The 17,804-nt window shown below is 72.7% G+C and carries 13 protein-coding genes; 8 read left to right on the forward strand and 5 right to left on the reverse strand.

Annotated features, from left to right (window positions below):
- Positions 1 to 22 precede the first annotated feature (22 nt).
- Positions 23 to 1,096: a C39 family peptidase gene (locus AB0B45_RS43470; RefSeq protein WP_358143564.1), complete on the reverse strand. Its 1,074-nt coding sequence runs from the start codon at positions 1,094 to 1,096 to the stop codon at positions 23 to 25.
- Between the two features lie 99 nt (positions 1,097 to 1,195).
- On the opposite strand from AB0B45_RS43470, the gene AB0B45_RS43475 reads away from it, so the two are divergent.
- The 3 genes from AB0B45_RS43475 to AB0B45_RS43485 are packed head-to-tail and all read left to right on the forward strand — an operon-like array spanning position 1,196 to position 5,927.
- Entirely contained in the window at positions 1,196 to 2,542 is a 1,347-nt protein-coding gene (locus tag AB0B45_RS43475) for an SWIM zinc finger family protein (protein ID WP_358143566.1), read from the forward strand.
- Entirely contained in the window at positions 2,539 to 3,186 is a 648-nt protein-coding gene (locus AB0B45_RS43480) for a hypothetical protein (RefSeq protein ID WP_358143568.1), read from the forward strand. Before AB0B45_RS43475 ends, AB0B45_RS43480 begins: the two co-directional genes overlap by 4 nt.
- A complete protein-coding gene (locus AB0B45_RS43485; protein ID WP_358143570.1) occupies positions 3,183 to 5,927 on the forward strand; it encodes a DUF6493 family protein in 2,745 nt (914 codons plus the stop codon). The genes AB0B45_RS43480 and AB0B45_RS43485 overlap by 4 nt, the downstream gene beginning before the upstream one ends.
- Before the next feature lie 66 nt (positions 5,928 to 5,993).
- On the opposite strand, the gene AB0B45_RS43490 is transcribed toward AB0B45_RS43485, so the two are convergent.
- The 3 genes from AB0B45_RS43490 to AB0B45_RS43500 are packed head-to-tail and all read right to left on the reverse strand — an operon-like array spanning position 5,994 to position 9,340.
- Positions 5,994 to 7,112 carry a DUF5925 domain-containing protein gene (locus AB0B45_RS43490; RefSeq protein ID WP_358143572.1) on the reverse strand — a complete coding sequence of 373 codons (1,119 nt, stop codon included), beginning with the start codon at positions 7,110 to 7,112 and terminating at the stop codon, positions 5,994 to 5,996.
- Positions 7,113 to 7,155: 43 nt separating this feature from the next.
- The gene (locus tag AB0B45_RS43495) at positions 7,156 to 8,646 is read right to left on the reverse strand and encodes a protein kinase (RefSeq protein WP_358143574.1); all 1,491 of its coding nucleotides are present in this window, start codon (positions 8,644 to 8,646) and stop codon (positions 7,156 to 7,158) included.
- 10 nt (positions 8,647 to 8,656) lie between these two features.
- Positions 8,657 to 9,340 carry a GntR family transcriptional regulator gene (locus tag AB0B45_RS43500; RefSeq protein WP_358143576.1) on the reverse strand — a complete coding sequence of 228 codons (684 nt, stop codon included), beginning with the start codon at positions 9,338 to 9,340 and terminating at the stop codon, positions 8,657 to 8,659.
- 99 nt (positions 9,341 to 9,439) lie between these two features.
- On the opposite strand from AB0B45_RS43500, the gene AB0B45_RS43505 reads away from it, so the two are divergent.
- On the forward strand, positions 9,440 to 11,290 hold the full coding sequence (locus tag AB0B45_RS43505) for a potassium transporter TrkA (protein WP_358143578.1): 1,851 nt from the start codon (positions 9,440 to 9,442) through the stop codon (positions 11,288 to 11,290).
- Positions 11,291 to 11,397: 107 nt separating this feature from the next.
- On the opposite strand, the gene AB0B45_RS43510 is transcribed toward AB0B45_RS43505, so the two are convergent.
- Positions 11,398 to 12,063, reverse strand: a complete 666-nt coding sequence (locus tag AB0B45_RS43510) for an NAD(P)H-binding protein (protein WP_358143580.1) — start codon at positions 12,061 to 12,063, stop codon at positions 11,398 to 11,400.
- Between the two features lie 93 nt (positions 12,064 to 12,156).
- Between AB0B45_RS43510 and mtnA the strand changes: the two genes are divergently transcribed.
- From mtnA to scpA, 4 genes are all read left to right on the forward strand, one after another.
- Positions 12,157 to 13,095, forward strand: a complete 939-nt coding sequence (mtnA, locus tag AB0B45_RS43515; protein ID WP_358143582.1) for an S-methyl-5-thioribose-1-phosphate isomerase — start codon at positions 12,157 to 12,159, stop codon at positions 13,093 to 13,095.
- Positions 13,096 to 13,176: 81 nt separating this feature from the next.
- On the forward strand, positions 13,177 to 13,947 hold the full coding sequence (locus AB0B45_RS43520) for an N-acetylmuramoyl-L-alanine amidase (protein WP_358143584.1): 771 nt from the start codon (positions 13,177 to 13,179) through the stop codon (positions 13,945 to 13,947).
- 70 nt (positions 13,948 to 14,017) lie between these two features.
- Positions 14,018 to 15,673, forward strand: coding sequence for a methylmalonyl-CoA mutase family protein (locus AB0B45_RS43525; RefSeq protein WP_358143586.1), 1,656 nt, complete (start codon positions 14,018 to 14,020; stop codon positions 15,671 to 15,673).
- Entirely contained in the window at positions 15,670 to 17,796 is a 2,127-nt protein-coding gene (gene scpA / locus AB0B45_RS43530; protein ID WP_358143588.1) for a methylmalonyl-CoA mutase, read from the forward strand. Before AB0B45_RS43525 ends, scpA begins: the two co-directional genes overlap by 4 nt.
- Positions 17,797 to 17,804 lie beyond the last annotated feature (8 nt).

Raw genomic sequence — 17,804 nt, forward strand, 5'->3', positions numbered from 1 at the left:
TCGTCCCGCTGACCCTCATCGATCACCAATTGCCGTCGGATGGTGGAAGGGGGACCTCCGGTGGGTGGAGGACGTAGACGATCCCCGCGCTGCCCGAGCCACGCAGCCAGACGTTCTCGAAGGCAGCCCTCGGATAGATCCGCCGGACGCCTTCGGTCGCGGGGTCGTTGGCGATCACGTCGCCGGTCGCGGTGAATCCGGTGACGACCATGATGTGACCCGTCGTGGAGTAGCCCGCGCCGGGCAGCTCGTGCTCCTTGAACGACTGCGAGGTGATCACCGGGATGCCCGCGGCGATGAGCCGCTCCAGCTCCGCCAGCGACCGCAGCCGCGTGACGAACCCGTCGAGCCCGTACCGGCCGGCGTAGGCCACGCTGAAGGGCCAGTTGCCGCACCCCTGGTAGCTGTGGTCGTACATGTCGCGGGCCGCGTGGTCGACGGCGGGGCACGGATCGGCGGGATCGACCCACGCGAGCTCCTCGGCCGACGGCCCCCTGCCCCAGAAGCCGAGCACCATCGTCACCGAGGAGGGGCTGCACCAGGACCCGCCGCCGCCGTCCCACTCCGGGTAGTGGCCCGCGTGCACGCGTTGCGAGAGCGGCGGCACGGGCAGCTCGATCCCGCTCGCCACGCCGGGAGTCGTCGACCGCACGGGGCCGGGCGCGCCGGAGGCCATCACGCTGACGCGGCCGACGCTCGCGCCCGTGCCGTACAGGGTGATCCGCACCTGGTAGGCGACCAGCGGACGCTTGGCGACCAGGGTGTCGACGGCCACGTCGCCGTCCTCGTCGCCCTGCCCCGGCAGCGACGTGCGGCGGATGTCGGCGGCGGTCTCCGCCCACCTGCCCATGACGTACCAGCGGGTGCGGCGGCCCTCGGCGGTCCTGCCGCGCAGCTCGACCTCCAGCCAGCTGCCCGCCGGGGTACGCGCCGTCCACGACGGCACGAGCTCGGCCGCGGGAAAGCCGGTCTCGATCTCCGGGCTCGTCCAGGCGGCGTAGTCCCAGACGGCAGCGCCGTCGCCGAACGGGTCGTGATAGCCGCGGGAGCCGCGCTCTGCTGGCGCGACCGGCTGGAAGGCGACACGGGATATCACCCAGCCGATTGTGGAGGGAAGGCCAGGTGAGGCGCATCGGAAGGTTTACGTACTCGCGACCGCGGGGTTTTGTCGGAGACGATCTCTATCGTCCCCGGCATGACGAACGCGGTGCAGGCGTACTCTTACGCCGGTCCCTCCACCCTCACCCACGGCCAGCTGGGCCTTTCCACCTCGGGCGGAAGGGCGCTGACGGGCCCGCAGGCCCACCCCAGGTTCTTCAGCGGCCTGCTCACCCAGGCCGCGCCGGCCGCCGCCGCGCTGCTCGCGGTGGCGGACGTCGCCATGGCCCGCTACCACCAGCCGCGCCCGGGCTGGACCCGCGACCCCGTGGTGACCTGCGACGGCGACCGGCTCAGGTTCGAGTCGTTCTCCGCCTGCGGCGGCGTCTACGCCAGGCTCGACGTGCTCGCTCCCGCTCTCGACGGTGAGGTGGTCGACAGGGGCACCACCAACGTCGACGTCAACGGCCCGCTGCGCGAGGCCCTCGCGCGCGTCGGCGGCAGGGACCCGCTCCACCTCGGCGTCGGCCCCGACGAACTGGCCGTCACCACGCTCGACGGAGCCGTGGTGGAGAAGAAGGTGCCGCTGCCTGCCCGCTGGCTGCGCGGCTTCGCCGAGGTGCAGGTGATCGCGGCGGGGTTCGACCTGCGCGCGGAGCTGCAGGGGCCGCTGGCCGTCCGCTTCCTCCGCTCGCTTCCCAAGCGCGCGGGCGCCGACGTGTGGGCCGTACCCGCGGGCCGCGACCTGCGCGTCTCCGAAACCCCCGGCCCCGGCGCGGTACGGCTGGCAGGGGCAGGACGCCTGGCCACCCTTCACCCGCTGCTGCGCTTCACCAAGGCCCTGCGCGTGTACGGCCCCGCCGCCGCCGACCACATGGCCAGCGCGTGGGAGCTCGAACTGCCCGAGATGCGCTACACGCTGTGCGTGTCGCCGCAGCCGTACCGCGGCTTCTCCGGCGAGGGCGCCGTCCTCGACGACCTGTCGAGCGACACGGCCGCCGACGACGCCGACGTGGTGGGGATGCTGCTCAACTTCGAGCCCTCCGTCGAGCTCGGCCTGCTGGCCGAGCGGTCGGGGCTGACCGTCCCCCGGGTGCGGGCGGCGCTCACCCAGCTGGGCACGGCCGGCAGGGTCGGCTACGACCTGCACGAGGCCGGCCACTTCCACAGGGAGCTGCCCTACGACAAGGTCCACGTCGCCGAGCTCAACCCCCGGCTGACCGCGGCCCGCCGCCTGTTGGAGACGGGTGCGGTACGGCTGACGGGCGCCGACGCCGCCGAGGTCACCACCTCGGGAGGCGTACGGCGGGTGCGGATCGAGGAGGGCTCGTGCACCTGCGAGTGGTGGTTCGACCACCGCGGCTCCCGAGGGCCCTGCAAGCACGTGCTCGCCGCCAGGATCGCCGTCCGCTCCGATGTCGAGACGCCCGAGGTGACCGTGTGAGCGCGTGGGAGGTCGTGCGGGCGGCGCTGCGCGCCGAGGACCCTGCCACGGTCGCGGCCAGGGTGGCCCGCCTCGACGAGGACGGACGCAGAGAGGTGGCCGCCGCGTTACCCGGAGCGCTGCGCGAAGGCCGCGCCTTCTGGCTCGGCGAACCGGGATGGACCGAGGGCATGCGGGTCGCGGGCGCCGGCACGCTCGGCGGCGTCACCGCGGTCGTCTCCTGGCTCAACAGGCGTGACCTCGAATCGTGGCGGAGCGCCGACGACGACCTCGCGCCCCTGCTCCACGTCCTGGCCGCGCGCCCGCTCGACTGGCAGGCCGACCTCGCCGTCCGGCTGACCCTGCGCGCCCGCACCGCCCGCAACCGCAACCTGCCCCTCGCCATCGAACGGCTGCACAGAACGGGCGCCGCCCCGCCCGAGCACGACCCCCTCGTGCTCGCCTGGGTCTCCAGGCAGCCCAGCGCCCACGCCCTGCCCCACGACCCGCTGCTGCCCGCCCTCCTGCCGAGGATCTTCGAGGCGGAGGGCGGCGCTCGCGGCCCGTTCCCCGCCGTCGCCCGCGCGGCCGCGCGCAAGGGCGCGAGCGGCTTCTCCCGTACGGCCCGCGACCTCCACCACCTCCTGGAAGGAGCCACGCGATGAGCGCATGGGACAACGTGCGACGGCACATCGAACGCGACGACGCCGCCGCGGTCGCCGCCCTGGTCATGAAGATGGACCCGGACGACAGGCGTGCGGTCGCAGGGGAGTTGCCCGGCTATCTGAGCGCCTTGCGCGCCCGCGCCCATGTGGAGCAGTGGGCCACGCCGCTGCGGGTCGCGGGGGCGGGAACGATCGGCGGGGCGGCGGGGGTGGTGTCATGGTTGCACCGGCGCGACTTCGCTCCCCGGTGGGCGGTTCTCCACGACACGGAGCTGCTGCTTGACGTGCTGTCGTCGCGGAGCGACTCCTGGCTGGCCGACCTGGCGACCCGGACGGCGCTACGGATCCGCGCCGCCGACGATCCCGGTGTGCCCCTGGCGCTCGCCCTGCTGCGCAGGACGGGGGTGACGCCGCCCGCGCACGATCCGCTCGTGGTGGCGTGGGTGGCCGAGGACGTCCCGCACAGCGCCGCCGCCCTGCGCGCCGACCCGCTGCTCGGAGCGCTCCTGCCGCGCCTGTTCGAGGCCGAGGGCGTCGGCCGCCGCCTCCAACACGTCAAGCCCACCACTGCCACCACCCCCTCGCCGGCCACCTCCTCACAGGCGATCTCACTCGGCGCCACGTCCTCCGGTGGCGTGTCCCGCGGCCCGGCCCCCCTCACGGGCGCCCAGGGCTCCCCGAGGCCGCTCGGAGGAGGCCTCACCGCGAGTGGCGGGTCGCTCGGGGGAAGCGTGGTCGCGGGTGACGGGTCCTTCGTTGAAGGCGTTCCGGCGGGTGGTGGGTCGTTCGGTGGAGGCGTTCAGGCACGGGCCGGATGGCTCGACGGGTTGCGGGAGCTGGCGGCGGGAAGCCCTACCACCAGACGCCTGCTGCTCGACGGGTGCGTCAGCCGCTTCCTGCGCGGCGGCGCCCCTCAGGACCTGCGCTTCTTCGCCCGCCTGCACGAGACGCTCGCCCCGGCGCCAGACGAGATCCAGCCCCGCCTGCGCGACTACCTGCGGCTGCTGCCCTCGGCCGCGGGACCGGCCGCCGAGGTGGCGCTCGCCCACCTGCGCGCCGCCGAACTCGACCCCGCCACCATCACGGAGGCGCTGGAGGCCGTGCTGTTCAGGGCCGAGAGCGGCCTGGTCAGGAGCGGGCTGACCTGGCTCGACCAGACGATGAGACACGCGGCTGACCGCGCGGACGAGCTGATCCCTTCGCTGGCCATGGCGCTGGGCCACCAGTCGCGGCCCGTACAGGAACACGCGACGCGGGTCGCGCTCAAGCACGCCGCGCGCTTCAGCCCGATCGCCGCCGAAACCATCAGGACGGCGGGCGAACTGCTGCCGCCGTCGCTGTCGGCCCGGCTGGCGGAGGGGTACGGCGGCGAGGTCGTGGCGGAGGAGCCGTTCACACCGGCCGAGCTGCCCCCGCTGCCGGTGCTGGACGCATTTCCCGACATCCCCGCGACACCGACGGCGCTCGTCGCCGTTTTCCACCGCACGGGATGGGCGGCGGCCGAACGGTTCCTCGCCGGGTTCGTCAGGCTCGCGGCGAGCGACAGGGCGGGTTTGAGGACGGCGCTGGAGAGCGTGGCGAAACTCGATGACAGATACAGCGGCGGCCTGTCCGAACAGGCGCTGTGGTTCGTCGACCTGGCCGTCGAGCTCGTCAAACCCCGCCGGATCTTCAAGCGGCGGCGGCACTGGCTGACCGATCCCGCCTCTGCAGCCGCGCCGCCGTTCGCGCTGGTGCTGCGGCGGTGCGCCGAGGTCTACGACGCGCTGAGGAACGACACGCTGCCGCCGCTGCTGCTGGCCACGCCGACCAGGTCCGACGGGCTTGTTGACCCGTGGGTGTTCCTCGACCGGCTGGAGGCCGTGGGCGAACCGCTGCTCGCCGACTTCCAGCAGGCGCTGCTGAGGCTGCCAAGGCAGGTCCCGGCCGGGGTGGTCGAGCGGGCCGCCGGGCTCACCTCGCCGGCCGGCCGTACGGCGGCGGCGTGGCTGGCGGCCGGCGGCCTGGCCGACCCGGCCTCCACGGTGTCCACGCTGGTGTCGGAAAGCCGGCTGTACCGGGACGACCCGACGCACCGGCTGGTGAGCACCCTGGAGGGGGCGCCGACGGGGTTGCCCGAGATCGACGCGCTCGCCAGGGGCACCTGGCACGACGCCTTCGTCGTCGGGGCGATGGACTGGTGGCCGGGAATGCTGCCCTCGCATCGGGAGGTGCTGGCCGCGCACCTCGTTCCCAGGCTGACGTCGCGGTGGCCGGTCGGCCCCGGGCGGTGGCTGGAGGCGATCGTGCGCGCCGACGGGCCCGCGGGGCCTGCCACGGCCGTCCTGCTGGCCGGTGCGCTGGTGGACGCGCAGAGCAGGGACAAGGCGGTGGGTGCGCTGCGGCAGCTGGCCGCCGTGGGCGCGGTGCCGTCGGCCGCGCTGGGGCGGCGGCTGGCGGAGCTGATCGGCGAGGGAGAGGTGTCTCTGAAGGCGGTGGCCGACGTGCTGGAGCCGGCGGCGCGGAAGGGGGCGCACCTGCAGGTGTGGGAGGTGTTCGCCGAGCTGCTGCCGCTGTTGCTGCCGGTCCAGGGGGCTCGGCCGATGGCCGGTCTCGCCTACCTGATCGAGCGGGCGGGGCTGGTCGCCGGGTGGGCGGGGGCGCGGGGAGAGATCCGCGGGCTGGCGGCGGTGGCGGCCGGCAGGGGCTCCAGCCGGTTCGTCACCGAGTCCCGCCGCCTCCACACCACCCTGACCACCTGAACCCACCCGAACACCGACTGTCCAGGGTCACCGATCCCTCGGGGGGAGGTTAAGGATCCCCGTGGGTCAGAGATACAGGCCGGTGGTTTCCGGGGCGGCGGGCGCCGTGGAGGCGCGGCCCGAGCGGGCGGCGAACAGCTCCGCGAGGGTCGCGCCATCGGCGCCCACCTGGTTCGCGAACTCCTCCGCGCCGCCCTCGACCAGCCACCGGGCCGCCTCCTCGCGCGACAGCGGTCCGACCTCGACCTGCGCCAGGCACCGTCCCGGCCTGATCGTCGCCGGGTGCAGCCGCGCGAGGTCCTCGTTCGTGGTGATCGCCACCAGCACATCGCGGCCCTGGCCGAGCAGGCCGTCGGTGAGGTTCAGCAGCCTGGACAGCCCCTGCCCCGTCGCCTCCTTCGCCCCCGCCCTGATCAGCTCGTCGCAGTCCTCGAGCACCAGCAGCCGCCAGCGCTCGCCGTTCTCGCCCGAGTCGCCGATGGCCACCTCCATCAGGTACCCGGGGTCGTTGAACAGCCGCTCGGGATCGAGCACGCAGTCGACCTGGCACCACTCCCGCCACTCCCTCGCCAGGGTCCGCAGCAGCGACGTCTTGCCGGTGCCTGGCGGCCCGTGCAGCAGGAGCAGCCTGCCGCTCACCTCGGCGGGTGTTACGGCCATGACCCGCCCCACGGCCTCGCGCACGCGCGCGGAGTAGTTGCCGCTGATCTGCTCCCACGACGGCGAGGTGATGGGCTTGTCCGAACGGCGGGGGCCGTGCTGGCCGAACCACCAGAAGCCCATCTCGACATGGTCGGTCTCCGGCGGCGCCTCGACCGCGCCCTCGGTGGTCTTCGCCAGCACCGAACGGGCCAGCTCCTCACTGACGGCGGTGACGCTGACCGTGGCGCAGCGGTTGCGGTAGCGCACCACCCGCAGCGTCCAGCCGTCGCCGCAGAACAGGCGCGCCTCGGAGCCGTCCTCCTCGTGCGCGGTGCGCACCAGGCTGCCGTCGGGCGGGGTGAGCACGGCATCGGCGCGCACCCGCTCCAGGCTGGCCAGCCGAGCCCACGGCTGGGTGCCCGTCGCGAACGGCGACAGCGCGAGCGCGTCGACGATGTCGACGGCGGAGTCGGAGTCGTCGACCCAGATGTTCATCGGTAGTTCGGCGGCGGCGGGGAAGCGGACCTCCTTCAGTACGGACATGCTGTCAATGATCCAGACTCGTCCCGCGCACGTCGACTGCTTTTCAGCCTCTGCGCAGGTCTCCTGTCTGCTGGACGACGCCGAGACCCGGGACGTCCCGCCACAGGTAGCGCAGGACGCCGTCGTCGAGCGTCAGCTCGATCGTGCCGGGGATGCAGCCGCCTGCCTGGGCGAGCCGGAAGGTCAGCTTGGTCTTCTGGACCTTGGTGAGCTCGATGTCGGCCTCGCAGTCGACCTGCGCGTCCTTCTCGCTCCACGCCGCGGTGCTCGCGCCCGCCCGCAGCTCGACGGTGTTGTCGGCGCCGTCGGGGTCCATCGGGTTGGTGCTGTCGGTGTGTCCCGACCAGCTGCCGGCGAAGGCGGCGGGAATCTTCAGGCCCTTCGCGGACTCGGAAGCCGGCGGCGAGGAGGCCGGATCGGCCGGAGCGGTCCGGCCGGTCGAGGAGGCCGGATCGGTCGAGGAGGCAGGGCCGGGGGAGGGACCGGTGGAGGGAAGCGAGGCCGTGGGCGAAGGACCGCCCCCGTCGCCCGCCCGGAGGCTGGGCAGGTTGACCAGTACGACCGTGCCGCCGGCGAGCGCGGCCACGGTGACGGCGGCGGCCGCGAGCAGGAGGCCGCGCCGTCCGCGCCGCGCGCCGTCCTGGGTCGTCAGCGACGCCCGCCCCGGATCCGTGGCACCACCGTCGGGAAGGTACGGCGCGCCGCCGGCAGGGGGAGGGACGGCCGAGCCGGGCACGGGGCCCGACCGCGGATCCACCAGCGACATCATGAGCGTGCGCGCCGAGGGGCGGCCTCCGGGATCCTTGGCCAGCGCGGCCGCCACCATGCCGCGCAGCCGCGGCGGTAAGGCCGCCAGGTCGGGCTCGGCGTGCAGCACCCTGTGGAGGACGGCGGGCACCGTGTCGGCGCCGAAGGGCGCCACCGCCGTGGCGGCGAACACCATCGTCGCCGCCCACGCGAACACGTCGGACGCGAACGACGCGGGCGAGCCGCCGATCTGCTCGGGCGCCAGGTAGGCGGGCGTCCCGATGAGGCCGGAGGTCTGCGTCGAGGAGCCCTCCGCCCTGGCGATGCCGAAGTCGACCACCCTGGGCCCGTCGGGGCCGAGCAGCACGTTCGACGGCTTGAAGTCGCGGTGCACGACGCCCGCCGCGTGGATGGCGGCCAGGGCAGTGGCCGTCCCCACGAAGAGGCGCTCGAGGTCGCCGCCTCTCAGCGGGCCCCTGTCGCGCACCCGCTCGAACAGCGAAGGGCCCTCGATGTACTCGCTGACCACGTAGGGGCGGCGGCCTTCGACCTCGGCCGTCAGCACGGCGGCCGTACAGAAGGAAGCCACGCTCTCCAGCGCCGCCAGCTCCCTGGCCAGCCTGGCGCGGGTCTCGTGGTCGCTGTGGGTCAGCAGCTTGATCGCCACGGACCGGCCCGAGCGGTCGTGGGCGAGGTAGACGACGCCCTGACCGCCCTCGCCCAGGCGGCCGGCCAGCCTGAACTCGCCCAGCTCCGAAGGGTCGTCAGGCGTGAGGCGGGTGAGCACGAGCGCTACACTACCGAGCCCTGCGCCGGGAATGGGTGGCTTGAATGGGGTCGATGTCCTCCACCGACCAGCCGCGCGCCACGGCCAGCGAGTCCTGCCTGCCGTCGGCGACGTGGCGCAGCGCGCGGGCCGCCGCCGTGTCGGGGTCGCCCGCCGCGATCGCCTCGTAGAGTTCGGCGTGCTCCTGGCTCTGCCGTCCGGGATCGCGGTCGGAGGTGAGGCGGAATAGCCGGTGCAGGCGGGCGTCCAGCGGCCGCATCAGGTCGGCCAGCAGCGCGTTGCCCGAGACGGCCACCAGCTCGTGGTGGAAGTCGGCGTTCGCGGCCGCGATGCCTGTCCTGTCGTCGTTCGCGATCGCCTCGCCTGCCCGTTCCATGCACGAGCGCAGCCTGGCCAGCCCCTCGGCGTCGGCCCGCTCGGCGGCCAGGCGCGCGGCCAGCGCCTCCAGACTCTCCCGCACGTCGAACAGATCGCGCACGTCGTCGGGCGTGAAGGGGCTGACCAGCGCGCCCCTGCCCGGCACCAGCACCACCAGGCCCTCGGCCGCCAGCCGCCGCAGCGCCTCGCGCAGCGGGATCCTCGACACCTCCAGCTCGGCCGCCAGATCCCGCTCGATCAGCCGCTCGCCGGGGCGCAGCTCGACCTCGACGATGCGTCGTTTGAGCGTCTCGTAGGCCAGGTTCGCGGTGGTCACGGGACAAGCGTACGGGCGGCCTCCGTCATGATTTTTCGTCACATGAAAGCCCCTGTAGCTTGTGCCGTTGGTCGATGTTCATTCACGGGGAGGTAATCGGTGTCTGTGCGCGAGCGCATGCGTTACTGGTTCGACAACACCATGTCCAAGGGCACCGCCTCGCTCATCGGCTGGCTCGCCGTGGTGTCCGTCGCGATCGTGCTGATCGTGGCGGGACTGACCGTCTGGCTCACCGACGAGCCCGAGGGCTCCAGCCCAGGCGAGGTGCTGTGGCTGGCGCTCATGCACGCGATGACGCCCAGCAAGGTCGCCAGCGACAAGGGCAGCACCGCCTTCCTCGCCGTGATGTTCATCGGCTCGCTGGCGGGCATCTTCATCGTCAGCATCCTGGTCGGCCTGCTGTCCAACGGGCTCAAGCAGAAGATCGACCGGCTGCGCAGGGGCCGCTCGATGATCGCGGAGAGCGGTCACACCGTCGTGCTCGGCTGGTCCGACCAGATCTTCACCATCGTCGGCGAGCTGGTGAAGGCGCACGCCAGCCAGCGCGGCTCGGTCATCGCCGTGATGGCCGACCGCGACAAGCTCGACATGGAGGAGGAGATCAGGGAACGCATCGGCGACACCGGCAGGACCAGGCTCGTCTGCCGCACGGGACGGCCCACCGAGCCGGGCGACCTGCGCCTGATGAACCTCAGCGAGGCCCGCTCCATCGTCGTCCTATCGCCCGACGGTGAGGACCCCGACGCCCACGTCATCAAAATCCTGCTGGCCCTGGCCAAGCGCGCGGGCGACCACCCGCCGGTCGTCGCCTCGCTGACCTCCAGCCGCAACCTGGCCGCCGCCCGCCTGGCCGGAGGCGGCCAGGTCCACCTGGTCGACTCCGACGACACCGCCTCCCGCCTGATCGTCCAGTCCTCCAGGCAGTCGGGCATGTCCGTGGTCTGCATGGACCTGCTGAACTTCGACGGCGGCGAGATCTACCTGCGCTCCGACGCCGCGCTGATCGGCCAGTCGTACGGCGAGGGGCTGCACGCCTACCAGACGGCGACCGTCATCGGCCTTCGCCGCCCCTCCGGCGTCGTGCTCAACCCGCCCATGGACACCGTCATCGGCAAAGACGACCAGGTCATCGTCATCGCCCACGACGACTCGCTCATCCACCTCGCGTCGGACGCCGCCTCGTACGAGGAGAAGGACATGGCGAAGGCCGGGGCCGTACGGCCGGAGACCGAGCGGACGCTCATCCTCAACTGGAACGCCCGCGCCGAGCACATCGTCCGCTACCTGGACGGCTACGTCGCGCCGGGTTCGGTGCTCGACGTCGCGGCCGACCACCCGAAGGCGGGTACCGGCCTGAGCGGCCTGCGCAACCTCACCGTGAACGTCAAGGAGTGCGACACCACCGACAGGTACGCCCTCGAGGCGCTCGGCGTCGGCCTCTACCAGCACGTGATCGTGCTGTCCGACGACAGGTTCAAGCCGCAGCACGCCGACACCCGCACCCTGATGACGCTGCTGCAGCTGCGCGACATGCAGACGGCGACGGGCGAGCGGTACTCGATCGTCAGCGAGATGCACGACGAGAACAACCGCTCGCTGGCCGAGGTGACAGAGGCCGACGACATCGTCATCAGCGACACGGTGATCGGCCTGCTGCTGGCCCAGCTCGCGGAGAACAGGCACCTGGCCGACGTCTTCGGCTACCTCTTCGACTCGCGCGGCTCGGAGATCTACCCCAGGCCGGCCGCCTCGTACGTGACGCCGGGGGCGCAGGTGTCGTTCTCGACCGTCATCGAGTCGGCCAGGCGGCGGGGGGAGACGGCGATCGGCTACCGGCTCGCGTCGGGCATCAACCAGGCGCCGCACTACGGGGTGGTGCTCAACCCGAGCAGGACCCAGCCGGTGACGCTCGCCGCGGGCGACTCCGTGATCGTCCTGTCCGAGCGCTGACTCCATTACGGCAAGCCGGGTCCAGGCCACCGCGGTCACCGGTGGCCGCCCGTCCATCACGCGTGCTCCAGCGGGACTCCGGACCCCGCCGTCACGCCGTGCCGTGATCAGTACGCGAGGCCCACGCTCCTCCCGACGCTCTCCGGCCGGTCGACGAGGTTCAGCAGGCAGTGTGCGACGTCGGCGCGCGAGATGTACCTGCCGCCCTTCAGGTTGCGGTCGAAGGCCGTCCTGTAGGTTCTTGTCAGCGGCTTGTCGGTCAGCTGCACGGGCCGCACCGCGGTCCAGTCCAGGCCGCTGTCGCGCAGGACATCCTCCATCCGGGCCAGGTCGGCGTACGTCTTGCGCAGGACGGCCTTCAGCACCGGGTAGAGCAGGTTGCGCATGACGACCCCGTCGCCGGGGTCGTGCCGCGGCGGGCTGGGACGGCCGGGCGAGGCGACGGTCCCGACGGGGGCCGCGCTGACCACGACGAGGCGCCTGACGCCCGTCGTCTTCATCGCCAGCGTGATGGCCCTGGTGCCGCGCCACGTGACGCCCGCCTCCGACCCCGAGCGGGGGCCGAGGCAGGACACCACCGCGTCGACGCCCTCGAAGGCGGGCTCCAGCGCCGCGGAGTCGGCCGCCGACAGGTCGGCGGTGAACGCGCTGACGGGCCGTGACAGCCTGGCGGGGTCGCGGACGACCGCCTTCACGTCGTGTCCCGCGTCGACGGCCTGCTCGAGCAGGTGCCTGCCGATGCCTCCTGTGGCGGCGATGACGGCGAGTCTCATGGTCGTCCTTCTCCTCGGTCGAGTCGTGGTCCACCTCGATGACGATCGGCGGTCGGGAATTGTGACGGCCCGCGAGATTGGTACCGTGCGCGTGTGAGGACGATCGACTGGGTCGGCGGGGCCATCGAGCTCGTGGACCAGACGCTGCTGCCGGACGAGCTGGTCAAGCTGCGCATCACCACCGTGGACGAGCTCGTCGACGCCATCCAGCGCCTGGCCGTCAGAGGCGCTCCCGCCCTGGGCGTGGCGGGGGCGTTCGGCGTGGTGCTGGCCGACGGCGACAGGCAGGCCATCGCCCGCCTGCGGGCCGCCAGGCCGACGGCCGTCAACCTGGCATGGGGCGTCGACCAGGCGGCCGCGCACCTCAAGGAGGGACGCAAGGCGGTACTCGCCAGGGCCAAGCGGATCAGGGACGAGGACATCGCCGCCTGCGTGGCCATGGGCGAGCGCGGTGCCGACCTGCTCGATGGCGACAGGCTGCGCGTCATGACCATCTGCAACACCGGCGGTCTCGCCACCGTGGAGCGCGGCACCGCGCTGGGCGTCATCCAGACCCTGCACGAGCGGGGCCGCCTGGCCGAGGTCCTCGCCCTGGAGACCAGGCCGCTGCTGCAGGGGGCGCGGCTCACGGCGTGGGAGCTGGAGCGGATGGGCGCGCCGTACCGGCTGGTCGCCGACTCCGCCGGGCCGTACCTGCTGGCCAGGGGAGGGGTGGACGCGGTCCTGATCGGCGCGGACAGGATCGCCGCCAACGGCGACACCGCCAACAAGATCGGCTCCTACTCGCTCGCGCTGGGCGCCGAACGCGCGGGCGTGCCGTTCATCGTGGTCGCCCCCGAGTCGACCATCGACCCGGCCACTCCCTCGGGTGAGCACATCGAGATCGAGGACAGGGGCGACGACGAGGTGGTCAAGGTCCGGGGCGTGCGCATCGCGCCCAAGGGCACCCGCGCGCTGAACCCCGCCTTCGACGTGACGCCCCACGACCTGATCTCCGCCATCGTTACGGACCGGCGGGTGTTCAGGCCCTAGCCCAATAATCGACATTCCCGGGATCTGTCCGTACACCCCGCGTTACGCTCGGTTGTCACCGTCCTCACCCGGGAGATCGTCGTGGCCATCGATCTTGTCTCGCGCCGTGACTGGCGCGCCCGTGCCCCACGCGGCAGCTACACCCAGCTCGAATCCACCAGGGGCGTCAAGGTCCACTACACCGGCGGCAGGGTCGATCCGGGCATCGTGCGCGACCACACCAAGTGCGTGGCGCTGGTGCAGTCCATCCAGAACTTCCACATGGACTCGAACGGCTGGATCGACATCGGCTACTCCTACCTGGGCTGTCCGCATCGCAAGGTGTTCGAGGGGCGGGGGCTGCACCACCTGCCCGCGGCCAACGGGGCGGGGCTCAACTCGGGGCACTACGCGGTGCTCGGCCTGGTCGGCAACGCGGGCCTGATCCAGCCGCCCGACGGCGTGCTCCACGCCATCCTCGACGCGATCGTGCACCTGCGCGACAACGGCATGGCGGGGCGCGAGATCAAGGGGCACCGCGACGGCTTCAACACCGACTGCCCAGGCGATCCGATCTACGGCTGGGTCAGGCGCGGCGCCCCCAGGCCTGGCGGGCAGGAGCCGCCGACGCCTCCGCGGGCGCCCGCCTTCCCCGGGCGGCTGCTGAAGTTCCCGCCGGTGATGCGCGGCGACGACGTGCGCACCTGGCAGCAGCAGATGAAGAAGCGCGGCTGGAACATCGGCGTCGACGGCGCCTACGGCGCCGACTCGCGCGACGTGTGCCGCCGGTTCCAGCGCAACCAGGGCATCCCCGACGACGGCATCGTCGGCCCCACCACCTGGCGGCTGGCCTGGGAAGCGCCGCTGCCCTGACCCGGTGCGGGGCGCGGCTACCCGCCCCCCGGATCAATGTTCCGGTACGGCTGCGCTTACCATCCAAGGCATGAGACTCGCCGCGGATTTTCCGTCGACGACCCGGGACGACTGGCGGGCCCTGGCACTGGGTGTGCTGCGCAAGTCAGGCGTGGAGTCGGACTCGCCCGAGGCCGTGCTGGGCGCCGACACCTGTGACGGTGTGCGCGTCGCCCCTCTCTACGACGCGGGCGACCTGCCCGAGCTGCGCGCCCCCCGCGTCTCGCACCGGGGCTGGGACGTGCGGCAGCGGCATGCCGTACCCGACAACGAGGCGGTGCTGGCCGACCTGGAGAACGGGGTCACCTCGCTGTGGCTGGCGGTCCCCGTGGAGGACCTGGCGCGCACGCTCGACGGCGTCCACCTCGACCTGGCGCCCGTCGTGCTGGAGGCGGGGGAGCGCACCGCCGAGGCCGCCGAGGTCCTGCTCGGGCTCGGCGCACCGGTCAGGGGCAACCTGGGCGCCGGTCTAGGCGACGACGCCGTCGAACTGGCCCTGCGGTGCTCGGCCGGGCATCCGGGGCTGCGGGCGATCGTCGTGGACGGCCTGCCGTACCACGACGCGGGCGGCGGCGACGCGCAGGAGCTCGGCTGCTCGCTGGCGGTCGGGGTGGCGCACCTGCGGGCGCTGACCGCGGCGGGGCTGCCCGTCGAGGCGGCACTCGGCCAGCTGGAGTTCCGCTACGCGGCCACCGCCGACCAGTTCGCGACGATCGCGAAGCTGCGGGCGGCGCGCCTGCTGTGGGCGCGGGTGGCCGAGGTCTGCGGCGGGCAGGGTGTCCAGCTCCAGCACGCGGTGACCAGCTCCGCGATGATGACCGCACGGGACCCGTACGTGAACATGCTGAGGACCACGCTGGCGTGCTTCGCCGCGGGCGTGGGCGGGGCCGACGCGGTGACCGTGCTGCCCTTCGACGCCGCCATGGGCGCGCCCGACGCGTTCGCGCGGCGGATCGCGCGGAACACGCAGGCGCTGCTGCTGGAGGAGTCGGGCGTGGGGCGGGTCGCCGATCCGGCGGGCGGATCGTGGTACGTCGAGCGGCGCACCGCCGACCTGGCCGCCAGGGCGTGGGCGTGGTTCCAGGAGATCGAGGCGGCGGGCGGCGTCCAGGCCGCCGGCGAGCTGGTGGCGGGCAGGATCGCGGAGACCAGGGCGCGCAGGGACGACGACATCGCCCATCGGCGCTTCCCCATCACGGGTGTGAGCGAGTTCCCCGACCCGCGCGAGCGACCCCTGCGGCCGTCGTCCACCCCGCCCGAAGGCGTCCGCTACGCGCGGCCGTACGAGGAGCTGCGCGATCTCGCCGACGCCCAGCCCGAGCGGCCCAGGGTCTTCCTCGCCACCATCGGGCCCGTCGCGGCCCACACCGCCAGGGCGTCCTTCGCGGCCAACCTCTTCCACGCCGGCGGCCTGGAGACCGTCCTGTCGGGCCAGGGCACCGACCCCGAGGAGATCGCGCGCGCCTTCACCGCCAGCGGGGCCGCCGTCGCGTGCCTGTGCTCGACCGACAAGCTGTACGGCGAGCACGCCACCGCCGTCGCCAGGGCGCTCAGGCGGGCGGGCGCGAGAAGGATCTGGCTGGCGGGGAAGGGGACCCACGAGGGCGTGGACGCGCACCTGTACGCCGGATGCGACGCGCTGGACGTCCTCCGCACGACCTTCGACGACCTGGGAGTGGCTCGATGATCCCGGACTTCACGAACATCCCGCTGGCGCCCGTGGACTCGACCGGCGGCGCCCAGGGCGAGCCGTGGGAGACGCCGGAGGGCATCGCCGTCAAACCGGTCTACACGGCAGGCGACGTCGAAGGGCTCGACTTCCTGGAGACCTATCCGGGCGCCGTGCCGTACCTGCGCGGTCCCTACCCGACGATGTACGTCAACCAGCCGTGGACGATCAGGCAGTACGCCGGCTTCTCCACCGCCGAGGAGTCGAACGCCTTCTACCGCCGCAACCTCGCGGCGGGCCAGAAGGGCCTGTCGGTCGCCTTCGACCTGGCCACGCACCGCGGCTACGACTCCGACCACCCGCGCGTGGCGGGCGACGTCGGCATGGCGGGCGTCGCCATCGACTCCATCTACGACATGCGGCAGTTGTTCGAGGGCATCCCCCTCGACAGGATGTCGGTGTCGATGACCATGAACGGCGCGGTGCTGCCGATCCTCGCGCTCTACATCGTGGCCGCCGAGGAGCAGGGGGTGGCCTCCGAGCGGCTGACGGGGACCATCCAGAACGACATCCTCAAGGAGTTCATGGTCCGCAACACCTACATCTACCCGCCGGGGCCGTCGATGCGGATCATCTCCGACATCTTCGCCTACACCAGCACGCACATGCCGAAGTTCAACTCCATCTCGATCTCCGGCTACCACATCCAGGAGGCCGGAGCCACCTGCGACCTGGAGCTGGCCTACACGCTCGCCGACGGCGTGGAGTACCTGCGGGCGGGCACGGCGGCGGGGCTCGACATCGACACGTTCGCGCCCAGGCTGTCGTTCTTCTGGTGCATCGGCATGAACTTCTTCATGGAGGTCGCCAAACTGCGGGCGGCCCGCCTGCTGTGGTCCAGGCTGGTGTCGGACTTCGGGGCCACGAACCCCAAGTCGCTCTCGCTCAGGACCCACTCCCAGACCTCCGGCTGGTCCCTCACCGCCCAGGACGTCTACAACAACGTCGTCCGCACCTGCGTCGAGGCCATGGCCGCCACGCAGGGCCACACCCAGTCGCTGCACACCAACGCCCTCGACGAGGCGCTCGCGCTGCCCACCGACTTCTCCGCTCGCATCGCCCGCAACACCCAACTCCTGCTGCAGCAGGAGTCGGGCACCACGCGCGTCATCGACCCGTGGGGCGGCTCCTACTACGTCGAGCGCCTCACCCACGACCTCGCCGAGAAGGCGTGGCAGCACATCGAGGAGGTCGAGGCGGCAGGCGGCATGGCCCGCGCGATCGACGCGGGGCTGCCCAAGCTGCGCATCGAGGAGGCCGCGGCCCGCACCCAGGCGCGCATCGACTCGGGCAGGCAGCCGGTCATCGGCGTCAACAAGTACCGGCCCGAGGCCGACGAGCCGATCGAGGTGCTCAAGGTCGACAACAGCGCCGTGCGGGCCCAGCAGCTCGACAAGCTGCGCCGCCTGCGCGCCGACAGGGACGGCGAGGCCGTACGGCAGGCGCTGGAGAACCTCACCAAGGGCGCGGCGGGCGGCGACAACCTCCTCGCGCTCGCGGTCGAGGCCGCCCGCGCCAAGGCGACCGTCGGCGAGATCTCCGACGCGCTGGAGAAGGTGTTCGGACGGCACGCGGGGCAGATCCGTACCATCTCCGGGGTGTATCGCGACGAGGCGGGTCCGGTGGAAGGCATCGAACGGGTACGGCAGGCCTGCGCCGACTTCGCCGTCGCCGAGGGGCGGCGGCCGCGCATCCTGGTGGCGAAGATGGGGCAGGACGGCCACGACCGCGGCCAGAAGGTGATCGCGACCGCCTTCGCCGACCTCGGATTCGACGTGGACGTCGGCCCGCTGTTCCAGACGCCCGAGGAGGTGGCGCGGCAGGCCGTGGAGGCCGACGTGCACATCATCGGCGTCTCCTCCCTCGCGGCGGGCCACCTCACGCTCGTGCCCGCGCTGCGCGAGGCGCTGGCCGCCCTGGGCGCGGACGATGTCATGATCGTGGTCGGCGGCGTGATCCCGCCCGGCGACTTCGAGGAGCTGCGCGCGGCCGGCGCCTCCGCGATCTTCCCGCCCGGCACGGTCATCGCCGACGCCGCCCTCGACCTGGTGCGCGAGCTGTCCTCGCGCCTGGGCCACTGATGCCCCAC

Origin of the sequence: Nonomuraea sp. NPDC049152, assembly GCF_040648355.1 — a bacterium.
In the GTDB taxonomy this organism is placed as follows: Bacteria; Actinomycetota; Actinomycetes; order Streptosporangiales; family Streptosporangiaceae; genus Nonomuraea.

What these genes read in the sequence shown, in the direction of transcription:
- AB0B45_RS43510 (WP_358143580.1), bottom strand. Translation starts at nt 12,063, where the DNA reads ATGAGACTCGCCGTCATCGCCGCCACAGGAGGCATCGGCAGGCACCTG.
- AB0B45_RS43475 (WP_358143566.1), top strand. Translation starts at nt 1,196, where the DNA reads ATGACGAACGCGGTGCAGGCGTACTCTTACGCCGGTCCCTCCACCCTC.
- AB0B45_RS43485 (WP_358143570.1), top strand. Translation starts at nt 3,183, where the DNA reads ATGAGCGCATGGGACAACGTGCGACGGCACATCGAACGCGACGACGCC.
- AB0B45_RS43525 (WP_358143586.1), top strand. Translation starts at nt 14,018, where the DNA reads ATGAGACTCGCCGCGGATTTTCCGTCGACGACCCGGGACGACTGGCGG.
- scpA (WP_358143588.1), top strand. Translation starts at nt 15,670, where the DNA reads ATGATCCCGGACTTCACGAACATCCCGCTGGCGCCCGTGGACTCGACC.
- AB0B45_RS43490 (WP_358143572.1), bottom strand. Translation starts at nt 7,112, where the DNA reads ATGTCCGTACTGAAGGAGGTCCGCTTCCCCGCCGCCGCCGAACTACCG.